The organism is Streptomyces acidiscabies, from assembly GCF_020010905.1.
In the GTDB taxonomy this organism is placed as follows: domain Bacteria; phylum Actinomycetota; class Actinomycetes; order Streptomycetales; family Streptomycetaceae; genus Streptomyces; species Streptomyces acidiscabies.
Map to the genome: position 1 here is coordinate 3,145,018 of NZ_JAGJBY010000002.1, position 15,914 is coordinate 3,160,931.

Consider the following 15,914-nt stretch of genomic DNA (forward strand, 5'->3'; position numbering starts at 1 on the left):
CCGTTTCACCCACTCGCCCTCGGCCGTTCGGCCGATACGGGGAGGGGTCCGGCGGCGCTACCGTGATCGCCATGTCATCAGTCACCGGCAGGGCCCGGGGCTGTGCACGGGGCCTGGCTGCCGGGACCCTGCCCGCCGCCGCGGTCCTGGACCTCGTGTACGCCGAATCCGTGGGCGGGTCGGTCTGGGCGGTGGGTGCCGTCCTCGCCGCAGGCATCGCCGCCGTGCTCTGGCCCGTGAAGAAGCGGCCCGCCTGGCTCACCGAGCAGGTCCGCACCGCCGTACCCGCCCTGCTCTCCCTTCTCTACACGGGAGTGATGCTGGGCCTCGGGCGGCCGGCGGCGTTCGGGCCGGGCGAGGTTCTCGTCCTGCTCTGTCTCCTCTTCCTCGCCGTGCGGCAGGTGCCGGGGCCGTGGGCCGCCGGGTGCGCCGTCCTGGACGGCGCCGCGCTGTTCGCCCTGCCGGTGCGCTACCTCCAGTCCTTCTCCCTGCGTGACGACGAGCTGCTCGCGACGCTGGTCATCGGCTTGGTGCTCGTCGGGCCCGTCGCCGGGGTCGCCGGATATCTGCGGTCGCTGGACTACCGCCGCGTCGTCGCCGTGGGGGAGACCCGGCGCGCCGAACGGCTCGCCATCGCCGCCGACCTCCACGATTTCGTGGCGCATCACGTGACCGGCATCCTCGTCCAGACCCAGGTCGCCCGGATGATGTCCGACGCCCCGCAGTACGAGATCGACGGCGTCCTCGCCGGCATCGAGCGCGCCGCGACCGAGGCGCTCGCCTCGATGCGGCGCACGGTCGGCGTCCTGCGGGACGTCGGACCCGAGGCCGTCGAACGCCGTCCCGTCGGCGACCTCGACGGCATCCACGAACTCGTCGACCGCTTCCCCGGCCCCGGCCAGCGCGCGATCCTCCACCGCGACCCCGAACTCCCCTCCGGCCTCCCCCACGAGATCCAGGCCGCCGCCTACCGTGTCGTCCAGGAGTCCCTCACCAACATCCGCCGCCACGCCGCCGACGCCACCGACATCCTCGTCACCCTCTTCCCCCACGCCGGCCGACTCGTCGTCATCGTCCAGGACAACGGCCACGGCACCACCCACCTCCCCACCGAGGCCCACGGCGGCGGCTTCGGCCTCGTCGGCCTCAAGGAACGCGTCACGGCCCTCGACGGCGAGCTGACCGCAGGGCCGCGACAGGGGGAGGGCTGGGAGGTCCGGGCGGAACTTCCGACAGGGGTGAAGTCCCGGGCGAGGAGCGGGGGCACGGGGGAGAGGGAGCTGCGGTGAGGCGAACCGGGGCTGGAGGAGGGTGCAGGTCTGCTCCCTTTAGGGACGGTCGAGTCCTGGGCAGGTCACGGCCGGTAGGCCGACGGCGGGCCTGTGCGTACGCCGAGGAGGCTCATCTGCACCAGAGCGGGGCGGTCGTCGGTACGGCCCGTGGCAGCGGCGGCGAGGGAGACCATGCGGGTGCGCAGGTCCTCGGCGGGCTCGGACAGGGCGTACGTGCGCAGGACGAGTTCCAGCATCACCGCGTCGAACTCCGCCCCGAAGTTCAGGTACCGGTCCGGGTCCCGCTCAGCCTCGGCCCGGACGATGCGCCACCCGCCGCCCTCGGACGCGTCCACCGAGCCGAACTCGGCCCAGTAGATCTCGTGTCCCGTCCAGCTCCTCAGCAGCCGGACGATGTCCCCCTCGGAGGCCACGTTCCACTTGCCCTCCATCTCCCGGCTGACGTGACCGAGCCGGATCGCGTCCCACTCGTCGTCACTCCATACGCAGGTGGGAAGCACGGTCAAGGACTCCGGGCGCACCAGGGAAGTCTTCATGGGCGGGATCGTAGCCGCCCGTTTTTCCTCGCCGAGCAGGGCGAATCGGCAATCGTCGCCACATTCAGTGCACGGGCGCGCATCATGGCCTTCGGCGCCAAAATGTGGGGGGACCATGCACCAGCGCACCGTCATGACCGTTCTGGCCGTCACCGGGATCCTGGCTCTCTCGGCCTGCAACCCGGCCGCGAGCAACAGCGGCAGTGCGAAGACCAGCCCCGCCGCCTCGGCACCCGGCACGCCCGCGCCGACGGACACGGCCAAGACCGGCAGCGCATCGGCGAAGGCCGGCACGTTGCCGGAGATGAAGGGCAAGGGGCTTCAGGCCGCCCAGGACCAGGCGCAGGCCGCCGGGTTCTACCACCTCACGTCGCACGACGCCCTCGGCCGTGGACGCATGCAGGCTTTCGACCGGAACTGGAAGGTCTGCTCGCAGACCCCGGCCGCCGGTGGGCATCCGACGGACACGAAGGTGGACTTCGCGGCGGTCAAGCTGGAGGAGAGCTGCCCCGCCAAGGACGAGGGTGCTGTGCGGCAGGCGGGATCGACGATGCCCGACTTCAGAGGCAAGTCGGTCAAGGTTGCCCGCCAGGCCCTCGACTCCTCCACCGGCATCACCGTCAAAGACGTCTCGGGCGAGAGCCGCATGATTCTTCTGGAGTCCAACTGGAAGGTGTGCACCCAGACCCCGAAGCCGGGAGCCAAGCTCGACGGGCAGCCCGTCGAGTTCGGCGCGGTGAAGTTCGGGGAATCTTGCTGACGCCCGGCCAAGAAGGGAAACCCCATGTCAGCCCCCCACACCCTCGACCTCACCGCAGCCCTGAAGGCCGCTGACCTGGAGGACTTCTACCAGGACCTCCACCGCCACCCCGAACTCGCCTTCGAGGAACACCGCACGGCAGGCAGACTCGCCGCACGCCTCAAGACCGCCGGTTACGAGGTCACGGAGGGCGTCGGAGGCACCGGCGTGGTCGGTGTGCTGCGCAACGGCGACGGGCCGGTCGTGTGGCTGCGGGCCGACATGGACGCGCTGCCCGTGCGAGAGGCGACGGGGCTGCTGTATGCCTCGACGGTCGACGGAGTGATGCATGCCTGCGGTCACGACCTGCACGTCACCTGGCTCGCCGCTGCCGCCGAGGCGTTGGCCGGCGGGCGGGACGTGTGGGCGGGCACGGTCGTGGCGATCGGCCAGCCCGGGGAGGAGGCCGGGAGCGGCGCTGCGGCGATGGTCGCGGACGGGTTGCACCAGCGATTCCCCCGGCCCGATGCCGTTCTGGGGCAGCACGCCGCGCCCGGTCCCGTGGGCTTCTATCCGCACACCCCCGGCCTGACCATGTCCGCCTCGGACGACATCGACGTCGTCGTGCACGGCGTCGGCGGACACGGCTCGCGGCCCGAGTCGACGGTCGACCCCGTCGTCATCGGCTCCTACATCGTCACCCGGCTCCAGACCGTCGTCGCCCGGGAGATCGCGGCGAGCGAGTCGGCCGTGCTGACCGTGGGCGCGTTCCAGGCAGGGGCCACGCACAACGTCATTCCCGCCGAGGCACGGCTCGCCCTCAACCTCCGTACACAGAACCGGCGTACCCGGGACAAGGCGCTCGACGCGATCCGGCGGATCGTCACCGGCGAGTGCGGCGCGGCCGGCTGCCCGCAGGCGCCCGAAGTGGACGTCGTCTCCAGCTATCCCGTGACCGTCAACGACGCCGCCCTCGACGGACGTATCGCCGAGACACACCGCCAACTCTTCGGCGAGCACACCGTGTTCGACTTCGGGCCCGTCATGGGGAGCGAGGACTTCTCCGAACTCGCCCCCGAAGGCGTCCCGTACGACTACTGGTACGTCACCACCACCCCCGCGGACGTCTGGGAGGCCGCGCAGGGCGAGGAGTTGAGGGAGAAGTTCGCCAACGTGCCGGGAAACCACAGCCCGTTGTTCGCCCCCGACCTGTCGGCGCTCGTGCCGGGGGCGCAGACCCTCGTCTCGGCGGCACTCACCGTACTGCTGAGTCCAGGAACCGCGTGAGGTCCCCGAACACCTCCGCGCGGTTCGTCTCCGCGAACACCTCGTGCCGGGCCCCCGGATAGACGTACGAGGTCAGCGAGCCGCCCTCGGTGAGCCGCTCCACGCCGGGGCGGCTCCCGGCGAGCGGGACCAGCCGGTCGTCCTCGCCGTGCAGCCACAGCACCGGCACCCGCCCCACGCCCCCGCCCGAAGCGACCGCCCCCAGCGTCGTCGTGAACGCCTCCAGCGTCGCCCGCTTCATCGCCCCGTGCCACACCAGAGGGTCCGCCGTGTACGCCGCCCCGACCGCCGGGTCCCGCGAGAGCGCGGCGGGGCTGATCGGGACGTCCGGGATCTCGTCGTACGCCAGGAGCCGGCCCGGCAGCGCCCAGTTGCCGATGACCGGCCCGGACAGGACCAGCGCGGCGAGCTGTTCGCCGAGGCGCTGAGCGATGCGGGCGGCGATCAGGCCGCCCATGGAGTGGCCCACGACGACCAGCGGCACCCCCGGCCACGTGTCCCGCGCCACCGACACCACCGCCTCGGCGTCCGTGACCACGTCCTCGAAGTCCCCGACCAGCACCCGCTCCCCGTCCGACAGCCCGTGCCCGGCGTGATCCGGCCCCAGGACGGCCGCACCGTGCGCCCGCAACACCCCCGCGACCTCCTCGTACCGGCCGAGGTGCTCCCCGTAGCCGTGGACCAGCAGCGCGACGTACCGAGGCCGGGGCGTCGGCCACTCGTGCACCGCGATGCGGCCCTGTACGCCGGTCAAGTAGCGGATGTCGGCCACATTGCCTCCGATGATCTGAAAAGCGCCGTTATGGGGTTCACGCGGTGAGACGGTCTTTCCCTACCCCGGATGCATGGGCATAGCATCGGTCAACGCAATGAACACGATGACTCTGTGGCACATCACCGGCTGGGAATTCGCCGCCCTCGCCCTCGCCGCCCTCCTGGTCGGCTTCTCCAAAACGGCCGTCAGCGGCGCGAACACCGTCAGCCTCGCCGTCTTCGCGGCGGTCCTGCCGGCCCGCGCGTCCACCGGCGTCCTGCTGCCGATCCTGATCGCCGGGGACATCCTCGCCGTCCTGACCTACCGCCGGCACGCCCACTGGCCCACGCTGTGGCGGCTCTTCCCGGCCGTCGCGGCGGGGGTGATCGTCGGGACGGTGTTCCTCGTGTGGGCCGACGACAAGGTCGTACGGACCTCGATCGGGGCGATCCTGCTGTTCATGACGGGGGTGACGGTGTGGCGCCGGCGTCGGGCCGACGCCGCCGACGACCCCGATGCCGTCGTCACCCGCGCCGGGCGGTTCAAGGCGCGGTCGTACGGGGTGCTCGGGGGGTTCACGACGATGGTCGCGAACGCCGGGGGGCCGGTGATGTCGATGTATCTGCTGTCCGCCGGGTTTCGGAAGCTGGGGTTCCTGGGTACGTCCGCGTTCTTCTTCCTCATCGTCAACGTGTCCAAGGTGCCCTTCAGCGCCGGGCTCGGGCTCATCGACGGGAACTCGTTGCTGCTCGATGCGGCGCTGGTGGGGTTCGTCGTGCCGGGGGCGGTGATCGGGCGGTGGGCCGTCGACCGGATCAACCAGCGGTTGTTCGAGAGGCTCGTGATCGCGGCGACCGTGCTGGGAGGGGCGCAGTTGCTGCTCCGGTGAGCCACGCCGACGTCGCTTCCAGGCCGCCGAACGTGTAGAAGTGCAGGGCCACTTCGCCGTGCCGCTCCGGTACGAGGTCCGCCGCGAGCGCCCGCAGGAAACGGTCCGGGCCCGCCGTACCCATCAGGTGCGTCAGCGAGAAGCCGTACTTGCGGGCTATGCCGGTGCTCGTGCTGACGCCGAAGCGGCGGGCGTACGCGACGAGACGCCGTACGCCGGCCGGGCCCGGGACGCCGATGCGTACGGGGACGTCGATGCCCCTCGCCCTCGCCTCCTCCAGCCACGTCAGGACCGGTTCCACCGCGAAGCCGAACTGGGTGGTGACGGTCGCTGTGAGGGACTGTTCCTTCAGCGCCGCCGTCTTCTCCTCCAGCGCCGACCACAGGGCCGGGGTGCCGATCGCCGGGTGGCCCTCCGGGTAGCCGGTGATGCCGACGTGCCGTACGCCGTGCTCCTCCAGCAGGCCCGAGCGGATCACCGACAGGGCGTCGGGGTACGGGCCGTGCGGGGTCGTGGGGTCGCCGGCGACGACGAACACCGACTCCGTCGCCTGCGCCGAGCGCAGGGCTGCGAGGGTTTCGCCCAGCTCGGCCGGGGAACGCAGGCGGCGGGCCGAGAGGTGGGGTACGGGTGTCAGGCCGTGCTTTCCGACAGCCCGCGCGGCGTCGATCCTGGTGTCCAGGTCCTCGGACGCGAGGTGCGTGATGTTGACCCGGGTCCCCGGCGCGAGCGCCGCGCCCTCCAGGGCCGGGGCGTCCTTCCCGGTCATCTCCAGGGACGCGTCGAGGAACAGGGGGTGCGGGGCCGTCATACGTCGTCGAGTTCCTCACCTGGAGAAAGGGGCGGGCCAGGCTAACAAGCGGGGGTACGGGTGCGCTGTGGCGGAGGTCTCGTAGGGTCGGGGGCATGCATGTGCTGATCCTTGGGGGGACGACGGAGGGGCGGGAGCTTGCCGCTGCGCTGAGCGGGGTGGGGGCGGAAAACTCCGAGGCGCGGGGGGTTGCCGCCGAGCTGAACGGGGTACGAGGGTCCGCTGCCGAGGTTCAGAAGGTTGCCGTGCGCGTCACCACCTCCCTCGCCGGACGCGTCTCGCGGCCCGCTGCCCTCGCCGGGGACGTCCGGATCGGGGGGTTCGGCGGGGTCGACGGGCTCGCTGCCTGGGTGCGGGAGCATCGCGTGGACGCCCTCGTCGACGCCACCCACCCCTTCGCCTCGCGGATCACCGCCAACGCCGTCGCCGCTGCCGCCCTCACCGGCGTACCGCTCGTCGTGCTGCGGCGGCCGGGGTGGGAGGCGGGGGAGGGGGACCGGTGGTACGACGCCGGGTCGCTCGCGGAGGCCGCCGCGTTGCTGCCCCGGCTCGGACGCCGGGTGCTGTTGACCACCGGGCGGCTGGAGTTGGCCGCCTTCGCCCGGGTCGCCGGGGCGCATTTCGTCGTACGGTCCGTCGAGGCGCCCGAGCCGCCGCTCCCGGCCGACTGCGAAGTGCTGCTCGCGCGCGGGCCGTTCACCGTCGAGGACGAACTCCGGTTGCTGCGGGACCGCCGTATCGACGTCGTCGTGACGAAGGACAGCGGGGGCGCCGCGACGGCCGCGAAGCTCACGGCCGCGCGGGAGTTGGGGGTGCCGGTGATCGTCGTACGCCGGCCCCCGGCGCCGTACGGGGTGGACGTGGTCGGCGATGTCGCCGGTGCGGTCGCGTGGGTCAGGGGTTTGTGACCGACGTCCGCAGGCGGTCGATCGTACGGAGGATCTCGGCGCGGTTCTTGGCGGACTTGATCCAGGTGGGGAGCTTGCCGACGTAGGTCATCCGGCGGTGCTCGTGCTCGTACCAAGGGGCGTGTTCGCGGAGGTCGGCGGCGACGAAGTCCCGTAGGACGGTGAGGTGTTCGAGGTTGTAGGCCCAGATCGTGCCGTGGCGGGTGTCGGCTTCGAGCCAGAGGGACAGGGAGTGCGGGTCGGGTCCACAGCGGCCCTCCCGTACCCAGGACAGTCCGCACGAGCGGCAGACCACCCGCCTCTGCGAGGCTTCCCCGGCCGTCCCGCGCCGGTGCTCGCGGTGCGCGAGGCGGTCGCAGCGCGGGCAGTGCACGAGGGCCGAGTCCGCGTAGTGGAACAGCTCCGTGCGGCGGTCGTAGAAGCGGGTCGGGGACATGGGAGGAGAGTATGCGAGGGGGTGGGGGAGCGAGGCATCCGGTTTTCGGCGCCTACCCCGCCGTGACCTCCTTCCGTTCCCGCATCCCGCTGCTCAGGTCCTCCACCAGCAGCCTCTTCGCGATCGCGTCCACCGCCGCGTGGAGGTCCCCGCTCGACGGGCGGCCGAGGTCGCGTTCCACGTGGTCCTTCAGCCAGTCGCCCCACGCCTCCGAGATGGTGTGCGCCTCTCGGGTGCCCGCGTCCGTGTGGGAGAGGAGGGTGCCGGTGCGGGTCAGGTAGCCCTCCTCGACCATGCGGTCGAAGACCGGGAGGAGGACCTCCGGGGGGAGGTGGCGGCGGGCCGCGATGAGGCCGAGGCTCGCGTGGCCGACCATGCGGGTGTGGAGTTCGACCTGCATGACGGCCCACGCGCCGGCGATGTCGAGGCGGGTGTCGGAGTCCTCGACGATGCGGCGGGTGGTCTCCAGGTCCGTGCTGCCGATGATTTTGGCGACCGAGGCTTCCAGGACCCGGCGGGAGTCCGCGCCGCTGGGGGACGCGAAGCCCTCGCCCATGTCCGTGGAGCCGGCGCGGGCGCTGTCGCGCAGGGGGACCTGTCTCAGCAGCAGGGCGACCAGGAAGCCGAGCGCCGCGACCGGGACCGTCCACAGGAACACCGTCTGGATGGTGTCGGCGTACGCGCCGATGATCGGCCCGGCGGCCCGCGCGGGCAGGCGGTGGACGCCGTCCGGGCTGCTCGCGGCCTTCGCCAGCGACGCCACGTCCGCCGTACCCGTCGCCGCCGCCTCGCGGATGCCGTCCCGCAGGTTGGGGGTCAGCGCGTTCGTGTAGATCGTGCCGAAGACGGCCGTACCGAAGGAACTCCCCAGCGTACGGAAGAAGGTGACGCCCGAGGTCGCGGTGCCCAGGTCCGCGTACTCGACCGTGTTCTGCACGGCGATCGTCAGCACCTGCATGCACAGCCCGATCCCGAAGCCGAGGACGAACATGTACAGCGACTCCAGCCAGGCCCCCGTACCCGGCCCCATCCGCGACATCAGGAACAGCCCGAGCCCCATCACCAGCGAGCCGATGATCGGGAACACCCGGTACCTGCCGGTCTGGCTGATCACGTTGCCGCTGCCGATCGACGCGATCAGCAGGCCGAGCACCATCGGCAGCGTCCGTACCCCGGAGACGGTCGCCGAATCGCCGTCCACGTACTGGAGATAGCTCGGCAGGTATGTCATCGCGCCGAGCATCGCGAACCCGACGATGAAGCTCAGCACCGAGCACACCGTGAACACCGGGTTCCTGAACAGCCGCATCGGCAGCATCGGCTCCGCCGCCCGCGTCTCCGTCCAGCAGAACAGGCCGAGCGCGATCACACCGCCCACGAACAGGCCGACGATCACACCGGAACCCCACGCGTACTCGTTGCCGCCCCAGCTCGTCGCCAGGATCAGGGCGCTCGCGCCGAGCGCGACCCACGCGATGCCGAGGTAGTCGATGACCGGGCGGGACACGGACTTGACCACCGGGATCGTGCGGGCCGCCGCGATGACGACCACGATCGCGATGGGGACGTTCACGTAGAACGCCCACCGCCAGGTGAGGTGGTCCGTGAACAGGCCGCCGAGCAGCGGGCCGATCACCGTCGCGACGCCGAACACCGCGCCGATCGCGCCCTGGTACTTGCCGCGCTCCCGCAGCGGGATGACGTCCGCGATCAGCGCCATCGCCGTCACCATCAGGCCGCCCGCGCCGATGCCCTGCACCGCGCGCCACGCGATCAGCAGCGGCATGTTCGTCGCCAGACCGCACAGGAACGAGCCCGTGATGAACACGATCGCCGAGACCTGGAAGACCACCTTGCGGCCGAACAGGTCGCCGAACTTGCCGACCAGGACCGTCGCGACGGTCTCCGCGAGGAGGTACGCCGTCACCACCCACGACATGTGGGAGGCGCCGCCGAGGTCCGACACGATCGTGGGCAGGGCCGTGCCGACGATCGTCTGGTCCAGGGCCGCGAGGAGCATGCCGAGCACGATCGTGATGAACACGACGTTGCGGCGGCGGGGGTCCAGTACGGGGGGCTGCGCGGCGGCCGGTGGGGAATCCTGGGTGACGGTCACGGGGACACCATCGCGCCGGGGGGTGGAGGGCGCACGCGGGGAGGGCCGACCGGGGGTGTCTGGTGGGGGAGGGCGCCGGTCACTCTTCCTTCGGCCTCACCCCGCCTTACCTCTCCGTGGGCCTGCGCCGCAGCAGGTACGTGTCCATGATCCAGCCCTTCCGCTCCCGAGCCTCCGCCCGTGCCTCCTCGATCCGGGGCGCCGCCTCCGCGATCGGACCGGACACCAGGATCTCGTCCGGTGTGCCGATGTACGCCCCCCAGTAGATGTCCACGTCCTCCTGAGCGAGCCCCCGGAACGCCTGGTGCGCATCCAGCATCACCACCACGTCGTCCACCCCCTCCGGGAACCCCTCCGCGAGCCGCCGCCCGGTCGTGATCTGCACCGGCCTCGCCACCCGGTTCAGCCCCGTACGGTGCCGCGCGACCAGCGCGGAGACACTGCTGACGCCCGGGATCACGTCGTACGCGTACGCGACGTTCCCCCGCGCGAGGACCTCGTCCAGGATCGCGATCGTGCTGTCGTACAGCGCCGGGTCGCCCCAGACCAGGAACGCGCCGGTCTCCCCGTCGGCGAGTTCCTCGGTGATCAGCCGCTCGTAGATGTCCGCGCGGGCGCTGCGCCAGTCGCCGACGGCGGGGGAGTACGCGGCGGTGTTCGCCGTACGGTCCCGCTCCGGGTCACGGGCCTCGACGACCCGGTACGTCCCCTCCGGCACATGCGTCCGCAGCATCTCCCTGCGCAGGTCCGTGAGGTCGCTCTTCACCTCGCCCTTGTCCAGGACGAAGAACACGTCCGCCTCCCGCATCGACCTGACCGCCTGGAGGGTCAGGTGTTCCGGGTCGCCCGCGCCGATACCGATGACATGAATCCTTCGCACGTCCCCGAGTGTGCCGTACGGCACTGACAACGAGGTCGGCGCGGGGTGATCAACGCAGTCTCGGCGCCCGCGCCACCGGGTCCACGGGGTGTCCGTCGACCTCGTCCGCGAGGGCCCGCGCCCAGGTCACGACGCCGGGGAGGTCCATGCCGTACGCCGCTCCCGCCCACCGCTCGACCTCGTCCGCACCGCGCCGCAGCAGCCGTACCCCGCCGGTCCGGTTGCCCCGCGCCGCGTGCGTCAGCCCCACGGCGAGCTGCGCGAGCGCCCGCCACAGGGGGCGCTCCTCCTCGGGGCCCGTCTTCCAGGCGTCCTCGAAGACCTCATGGGCATGGAACGGCTTACCGGCGTCGAGCAACGCCTGCGCCTCGGTGACGGTCTCCTCGGGGCGGCGTGCGATCCCCTCCGGCTGCCTCGGCACGCCCTCCGCCCCGTACGCCAACGGCCGCCCCAGCCCGTCCCTGGGCCGCGCACTCCTCGCCCGACCCGCACTGTCCCTGTCCCGCGCCTCAGCCATACCCCGATTGTCCCGCCTGCGGAGCGGCATCCCGGGTGGGGTAGAGTTCGGTTCGCGCGATCGCCTACGTGTGGGCCGCGCATCGGGACGTGGCGCAGCTTGGTAGCGCACTTGACTGGGGGTCAAGGGGTCGCAGGTTCAAATCCTGTCGTCCCGACTTAGATAGTCGCAGGTCAGGGGCCTTGCCGGAGAAATCCGGCAAGGCCCCTCGATCGTTTTGTCATTCATCGGCTCATTTAATGATTGCGTGCCCCCTCGAACCCGGGAGAGCATCGATCGTGGAATCGGCAGCAGCACGCCCCCGTCCGGTCCTTACGGCCGCCTCCGTCCTGCCCGCGGACGCCGGCCGGGCCGCCCTCGTCGCGCGTGTCCACGACCCGGAAGGGGACGGGCCGTGTGTGGCCGCGGTCCGCGGTGAGCAGGTCGTCGACCTGACCGCCGTCGCGCCCACCGTCTCCGACCTCGTGGAACGCGACGACGCGGTGGCAGTCGTCCGCGAGGCCGACGGCGGACAGGTCTGGCGCCTGGACGAACTGCTGGCCGCACCGCCCGGCCGCCGTGACGTTCCGCGTCTGCTCGCCCCCGTCGACCTGCAAGTGATCAAGGCTGCGGGCGTCACCTTCGCCCGGAGTCTGCTGGAACGCGTCATCGAGGAGCGCACGGGCGGCGATCCGGCGCAGGCCGCGCAGATACGGGCCCGCGTCGGGCAGGCGGTGGGCGGCACGCTCGACGGCATCCGCCCCGGATCGCCGGAAGCGGACAAGGCCAAGGAACTGCTCGTCTCCGAAGGACTGTGGTCGCAGTACCTGGAGGTCGGGATCGGTCCTGACCCGGAAGTGTTCACCAAGGCCCCGGTCCTGTCCGCGGTCGGCACCGGCGCCGACATCGGCGTGCTCGGCGCCTCGGTGTGGAACAACCCCGAGCCCGAGGCCGTCCTCGTCGTGGACTCGCGCGGCCGGGTACGCGGCGCGACGCTCGGCAACGACGTCAACCTCCGCGACATCGAGGGACGCAGCGCCCTGCTGCTGTCCCGCGCGAAGGACAACAACGCCTCGTGCGCGATCGGCCCGTTCGTCCGCCTGTTCGACGAGGACTTCGGCCTCGACACCGTACGCGGGCTCGACATCGACCTCCGGATCGACGGCACGGACGGCTACGTACTGCGTGGCAGCAGCTCCATGCGCGAGATCAGCCGCGACGTACTGGACCTGGTGGCCGCCACGCACGGTCCGCACCATCAATACCCGGACGGCTTCGTGCTGTTCACCGGAACGCTGTTCGCCCCCACCGAGGACCGACAGGCACCCGGCGCGGGCTTCACCCACGAGTACGGCGACGTCGTGCGGATCTCCAGCCCGCGCCTGGGCGCCCTGGTCAACACCGTCGTCCCCAGCGAGCAGGCCGCGCCGTGGACGTTCGGCGTACGAGAGCTGATGCGCAGCCTCGCCCGGCGCGGCCTGCTGTGAGCTTCAGGCCCCCGCGACCGGTTCCTGCACGATGGTGGCGTGCAGGCGCCGTGTGTGGTCCACCCGGCGCTCGGCCCCGGTCAGCGTGACCCTGGCCGTCAGGCGCGGATCCGCGCTGGAGGCAGCGAGCCGCACCTCCAGCTCGCCCGGTTCGACGGCCCGGCGGCCGTCACGTCCGGTGAAGGAGGCGAGGTCCGCCGGGACCGTGACCCACAGCCGCCGCGCCTCGCCCGGCCCCAGAGCCACCCGCGTGTAGCCGACGAGGCGCTGCACCGGCTGGACGACGGAGGCGACCGGGTCGTGCAGATAGAGCTGGACGACCTCGGTCCCGGACCGCTCGCCCGTGTTGCGGACGGTGAAGGCGAGGGTGAACTCGCCGTCCGTCGGAGCCTCCTGGACGTCCACGGTCAGGTCCGTCCAGTCGAACCGCGTGTAGGACAGACCATGACCGAAGGCGAACGCGGGGGTCGGGTCGACGGCGGACACCTCGCTGACGTGAGCGAGCCGCGCCCCGAGGTACGTGGCCGGCTGGGAGCCCGGCCCGCGCGGCACGCCGACCGGGAGACGCCCGGAGGGATCGGTACGGCCACTGAGCACCCCGGCGATCGCGTGCGTGCCCTCCTCGCCGGGGAAGAAGGACTGCACGATCGCGGCGGACTCCTCCACGGCGCGGCCGAGGGCGTACGGCCGTCCCGCGAGCAGGACGGTGACCACGGGTGTCTCCAGGTCGAGCAGGGCGTCGAGCAGTTGCTGCTGTGCGCCGGGCAGCAGCAGCGAGCCGACGTCGCATCCCTCGCCGCTGGTGCCCCGCCCGAAGACCCCGGCGCGGTCGCCGAGCACGACCACGGCGATGTCGGCCTCGCGTGCCACCCGGGCTGCCTCGAAGATGCCCGAGAGATCACCGTCGTCGATCCCGGTGCCCCGGGCGAGTGTGATCTCGGCGTCGGGGAACTCGGCGGTGAGCGTGTCGCGCAGCGTGGGCAGCTCGATGCCGAGGGGGGTACCGGGGTGGCGGACGCCGATGTGCTGGGGGAAGGAGTAGCAGCCGAGCACGGCGCCCGGCTCGTCGGCGTTGGGGCCGAGCAGGGCGATGCGGCGTGGCCTGCGCAGCGGCAGGGTGCCGTCGTTGCTCAGCAGCACGACCGCTTCCTCGGCGACCGTGCGGGCCAGCGCGCGATTGGCGGGACCGTCCAGGTCGATCAGGCCGCGCAGGGCGGCCGGGTCGTCCAGGTCCACCCCGTCGAGCGCGGGCGGCACGGGGTTCCAGTCCGGGTCGAGCAAGCCGAGCAGCACCTTCTGGGTGAGTGTCCGGCGCACGGCGCGATCGACCAGCGCCTCCGGTACGCGGCCGTCGGCGACGGCTCCGGCCAAGGGGGCGCCGTACGTCTTGACCGTGGGCAGTTCGACGTCGATGCCCGCGCGCAGTGCCGTGCCGGCGGCGTCGGCCCAGTCGCCCGCGATGCCGTGCAGCGTCTTCAGGAAGGCGATGGCGAAGTAGTCGGCGACGACCGTGCCGTCGAAGCCCCACGTGTCGCGCAGCAGCCCGGTGAGCAGATCCTCGTCGGCCGCTGAGGGGATGCCGTCGGTGTCGGTGTAGGCGTTCATCACCGACCGGGCGCCGCCTTCACGGACCGCCATCTCGAAGGGAGGCAGCAGAACGTCGGCGCGTTCACGCGGGCCCATGGAGGAGGGGGCGAGGTTGCGGCCGGCGCGCGAGGCCGAGTAGCCGGCGAAGTGCTTGAGGGTGGCGACGATCCCGGCGGATTCGAGGCCCTGCACGTAGGCCGTCCCGATGGTGCCGACGAGGTACGGGTCCTCGCCGATGGTCTCCTCGACCCGGCCCCAGCGGGCGTCGCGCACCACGTCCAGGACGGGGGCGAGTCCCTGGTGGACGCCGACGGCCCGCATGTCGCGGCCGATGGCGGCGGCCATGCGCCGCACGATGTCCGGATCGAAGGTGGCGCCCCAGGACAGCGGAACGGGGTAGGCCGTCGCCCCCCAGGCGGCGAAGCCGGCCAGACACTCGTCGTGCGCGAGAGCGGGGATGCCGAACCGGTTCGTGGCGGCGATACGGCGCTGGGTGCGGGCCAGGGAGAGCGCGCCCAGCGCCGGGTCGACCGGGACCGTGCCGAAGGGCCGGGTCAGCTGGCCGAGGCCGTCGGGCAGGAGCGCGTCGAGATCGACGGACTCCTCCATGTCGTGCTGGTGGGGGGCCACTTCACCGCCCTGATCGGAGGCGCCCACCCACACTCCGTACAGCTGGGCGAGCTTCTCCCGAAGGGTCATCGCCCCGATCAGGGCGTCGACTCTCGCGGCGACAGGAAGGGCGGGGTCGTTCCAGGTTCTGGTGGTGGTCTCAGCGGTCACGTCGGCGTTCGCTTTCCTCGGTCAACGGCTGAATCCGGCGGTCAGGCCGCTCAGCAGCTGACGGCGGCCGAACACGTACAGGATGATCAGGGGCAGGGTGGTGAGGACGACGGCGGCCAGGAGGGCGGGGACGTTGACCCCGTACTCGCCCTGGAAGGTCCACAGGGCGAGCGGCAGTGTCCGCCGGGAAGGGCTCTGGGTGAGGATCAGCGGCAGCAGGAACCCGTTCCAGATGGTCAGCGCGTTGAAGATGGTCACGGTGAGGATGGCCGGGCGGGTGAGCGGCGCCACCAGGCGCCACAGCGTCCCCCACTCGGTGGCTCCGTCCACCCGCATCGAGTCGAACAGCTCTTTGGGCACGTCGCGGATGAAGTTGGCGAGGATCAGCACGGACAGCGGGATGGCGAAGGCGATCGACGGCAGGATCAGCGCCAGCAGGCTGTCGTACAGCTGCAACTTGATGATGATCAGATAGATCGGGATCACCGTCGCTTGCAGCGGGATGGCGAGGCCCATGAGGAACAGGCCGTTCACCACGCGCAGGAACCGCATGCGCCAGCCGCGCACGATGGCGTAGGCGGCCATGAAGGAGACCGCGACCGCCGGTACCACCGCGCCGACGGTGACCACGATGCTGTTTGTGAGGTAGCTGACGAAGTCGGACTCGAAGACCAGTCTGTAGTTGGCCAGCGTGGGATCGGTCGGCGGCGCCAGCGGGTTGCTCGCGTAGTAGGTGCTCTGCTCCTTGAGGCTGGTGATGAGGATCCAGTACAGGGGGATGACGACGACGGCCAGCCAGAGCCATCCGGCCAGACCGCCCAGCCAGTTGCGCCGCCCGGCGGTCGTCCCGCGACGGTGTCCCCGCTCACGGCGGGGCGTCTTCTGCGGCTGCGGTTTGGTCAGTGTGGTGGTCATG

Annotated in this window: 15 protein-coding genes and 1 tRNA gene; 7 read left to right on the top strand and 9 right to left on the bottom strand. The window is 71.6% G+C overall.

Annotated features, from left to right (window positions below; genetic code table 11):
* The first annotated feature begins 71 nt into the window (after positions 1–71).
* Positions 72–1,289, top strand: coding sequence for a sensor histidine kinase (locus tag J8M50_RS40400; RefSeq protein ID WP_050987321.1), 1,218 nt, complete (start codon positions 72–74; stop codon positions 1,287–1,289).
* Positions 1,290–1,354: 65 nt separating this feature from the next.
* Here the strand turns inward: J8M50_RS40400 and J8M50_RS40405 are convergent, their stop codons facing one another.
* On the bottom strand, positions 1,355–1,828 hold the full coding sequence (locus J8M50_RS40405; protein ID WP_010356686.1) for a hypothetical protein: 474 nt from the start codon (positions 1,826–1,828) through the stop codon (positions 1,355–1,357).
* Positions 1,829–1,943: 115 nt separating this feature from the next.
* Between J8M50_RS40405 and J8M50_RS40410 the strand changes: the two genes are divergently transcribed.
* Positions 1,944–2,588, top strand: a complete 645-nt coding sequence (locus tag J8M50_RS40410; protein ID WP_010356687.1) for a PASTA domain-containing protein — start codon at positions 1,944–1,946, stop codon at positions 2,586–2,588.
* A gap of 24 nt (positions 2,589–2,612) precedes the next feature.
* Positions 2,613–3,854, top strand: a complete 1,242-nt coding sequence (locus J8M50_RS40415; RefSeq protein ID WP_010356688.1) for an amidohydrolase — start codon at positions 2,613–2,615, stop codon at positions 3,852–3,854.
* Here the strand turns inward: J8M50_RS40415 and J8M50_RS40420 are convergent.
* Entirely contained in the window at positions 3,823–4,626 is an 804-nt protein-coding gene (locus tag J8M50_RS40420) for an alpha/beta fold hydrolase (RefSeq protein ID WP_010356690.1), read from the bottom strand. The two genes, J8M50_RS40415 and J8M50_RS40420, sit on opposite strands and share 32 nt — an antisense overlap.
* A gap of 97 nt (positions 4,627–4,723) precedes the next feature.
* Between J8M50_RS40420 and J8M50_RS40425 the strand changes: the two genes are divergently transcribed.
* Entirely contained in the window at positions 4,724–5,497 is a 774-nt protein-coding gene (locus tag J8M50_RS40425) for a sulfite exporter TauE/SafE family protein (protein WP_010356691.1), read from the top strand.
* Here J8M50_RS40425 and J8M50_RS40430 read toward each other — a convergent pair.
* Positions 5,424–6,308 carry a methylenetetrahydrofolate reductase gene (locus J8M50_RS40430; protein ID WP_010356692.1) on the bottom strand — a complete coding sequence of 295 codons (885 nt, stop codon included), beginning with the start codon at positions 6,306–6,308 and terminating at the stop codon, positions 5,424–5,426. The genes J8M50_RS40425 and J8M50_RS40430 overlap by 74 nt on opposite strands.
* 95 nt (positions 6,309–6,403) lie before the next feature.
* On the opposite strand from J8M50_RS40430, the gene J8M50_RS40435 reads away from it, so the two are divergent.
* Positions 6,404–7,216: a cobalt-precorrin-6A reductase gene (locus J8M50_RS40435; protein WP_010356694.1), complete on the top strand. Its 813-nt coding sequence runs from the start codon at positions 6,404–6,406 to the stop codon at positions 7,214–7,216.
* Here the strand turns inward: J8M50_RS40435 and J8M50_RS40440 are convergent.
* From J8M50_RS40440 to J8M50_RS40455, 4 genes are all read right to left on the bottom strand, one after another.
* Positions 7,203–7,652 carry a hypothetical protein gene (locus J8M50_RS40440; protein ID WP_010356696.1) on the bottom strand — a complete coding sequence of 150 codons (450 nt, stop codon included), beginning with the start codon at positions 7,650–7,652 and terminating at the stop codon, positions 7,203–7,205. The two genes, J8M50_RS40435 and J8M50_RS40440, sit on opposite strands and share 14 nt — an antisense overlap.
* Positions 7,653–7,704: 52 nt before the next feature.
* Positions 7,705–9,768 carry an MDR family MFS transporter gene (locus tag J8M50_RS40445; protein WP_010356698.1) on the bottom strand — a complete coding sequence of 688 codons (2,064 nt, stop codon included), beginning with the start codon at positions 9,766–9,768 and terminating at the stop codon, positions 7,705–7,707.
* 106 nt (positions 9,769–9,874) lie between these two features.
* A complete protein-coding gene (gene cobF, locus J8M50_RS40450) occupies positions 9,875–10,648 on the bottom strand; it encodes a precorrin-6A synthase (deacetylating) (protein ID WP_029184249.1) in 774 nt (257 codons plus the stop codon).
* 49 nt (positions 10,649–10,697) lie between these two features.
* Positions 10,698–11,165, bottom strand: coding sequence for a DUF309 domain-containing protein (locus J8M50_RS40455; RefSeq protein ID WP_223786400.1), 468 nt, complete (start codon positions 11,163–11,165; stop codon positions 10,698–10,700).
* Between the two features lie 83 nt (positions 11,166–11,248).
* Between J8M50_RS40455 and J8M50_RS40460 the strand changes: the two genes are divergently transcribed.
* Positions 11,249–11,322: transfer RNA gene (locus J8M50_RS40460), tRNA-Pro, on the top strand.
* Between the two features lie 121 nt (positions 11,323–11,443).
* Complete coding sequence (locus tag J8M50_RS40465) at positions 11,444–12,631, top strand: fumarylacetoacetate hydrolase family protein (protein ID WP_010356702.1); 1,188 nt, start codon at positions 11,444–11,446, stop codon at positions 12,629–12,631.
* A gap of 3 nt (positions 12,632–12,634) precedes the next feature.
* Here the strand turns inward: J8M50_RS40465 and J8M50_RS40470 are convergent, their stop codons facing one another.
* Together J8M50_RS40470 and J8M50_RS40475 are read right to left on the bottom strand one after the other, a co-directional pair.
* Positions 12,635–14,998 carry a beta-xylosidase/alpha-l-arabinosidase gene (locus J8M50_RS40470; protein ID WP_010356703.1) on the bottom strand — a complete coding sequence of 788 codons (2,364 nt, stop codon included), beginning with the start codon at positions 14,996–14,998 and terminating at the stop codon, positions 12,635–12,637.
* A 21-nt stretch (positions 14,999–15,019) separates the two neighbouring features.
* Positions 15,020–15,913, bottom strand: coding sequence for a carbohydrate ABC transporter permease (locus J8M50_RS40475; protein WP_010356704.1), 894 nt, complete (start codon positions 15,911–15,913; stop codon positions 15,020–15,022).
* Between the last annotated feature and the right edge of the window lies 1 nt (position 15,914).

Excerpts from the sequence above, each read along its gene's own strand:
- J8M50_RS40415 (WP_010356688.1), top strand. The coding sequence starts at position 2,613 with ATGTCAGCCCCCCACACCCTCGACCTCACCGCAGCCCTGAAGGCCGCT.
- J8M50_RS40440 (WP_010356696.1), bottom strand. The coding sequence starts at position 7,652 with ATGTCCCCGACCCGCTTCTACGACCGCCGCACGGAGCTGTTCCACTAC.
- J8M50_RS40425 (WP_010356691.1), top strand. The coding sequence starts at position 4,724 with ATGAACACGATGACTCTGTGGCACATCACCGGCTGGGAATTCGCCGCC.
- J8M50_RS40410 (WP_010356687.1), top strand. The coding sequence starts at position 1,944 with ATGCACCAGCGCACCGTCATGACCGTTCTGGCCGTCACCGGGATCCTG.
- J8M50_RS40400 (WP_050987321.1), top strand. The coding sequence starts at position 72 with ATGTCATCAGTCACCGGCAGGGCCCGGGGCTGTGCACGGGGCCTGGCT.
- J8M50_RS40435 (WP_010356694.1), top strand. The coding sequence starts at position 6,404 with ATGCATGTGCTGATCCTTGGGGGGACGACGGAGGGGCGGGAGCTTGCC.
- J8M50_RS40455 (WP_223786400.1), bottom strand. The coding sequence starts at position 11,165 with ATGGCTGAGGCGCGGGACAGGGACAGTGCGGGTCGGGCGAGGAGTGCG.
- J8M50_RS40475 (WP_010356704.1), bottom strand. The coding sequence starts at position 15,913 with ATGACCACCACACTGACCAAACCGCAGCCGCAGAAGACGCCCCGCCGT.
- J8M50_RS40430 (WP_010356692.1), bottom strand. The coding sequence starts at position 6,308 with ATGACGGCCCCGCACCCCCTGTTCCTCGACGCGTCCCTGGAGATGACC.
- J8M50_RS40405 (WP_010356686.1), bottom strand. The coding sequence starts at position 1,828 with ATGAAGACTTCCCTGGTGCGCCCGGAGTCCTTGACCGTGCTTCCCACC.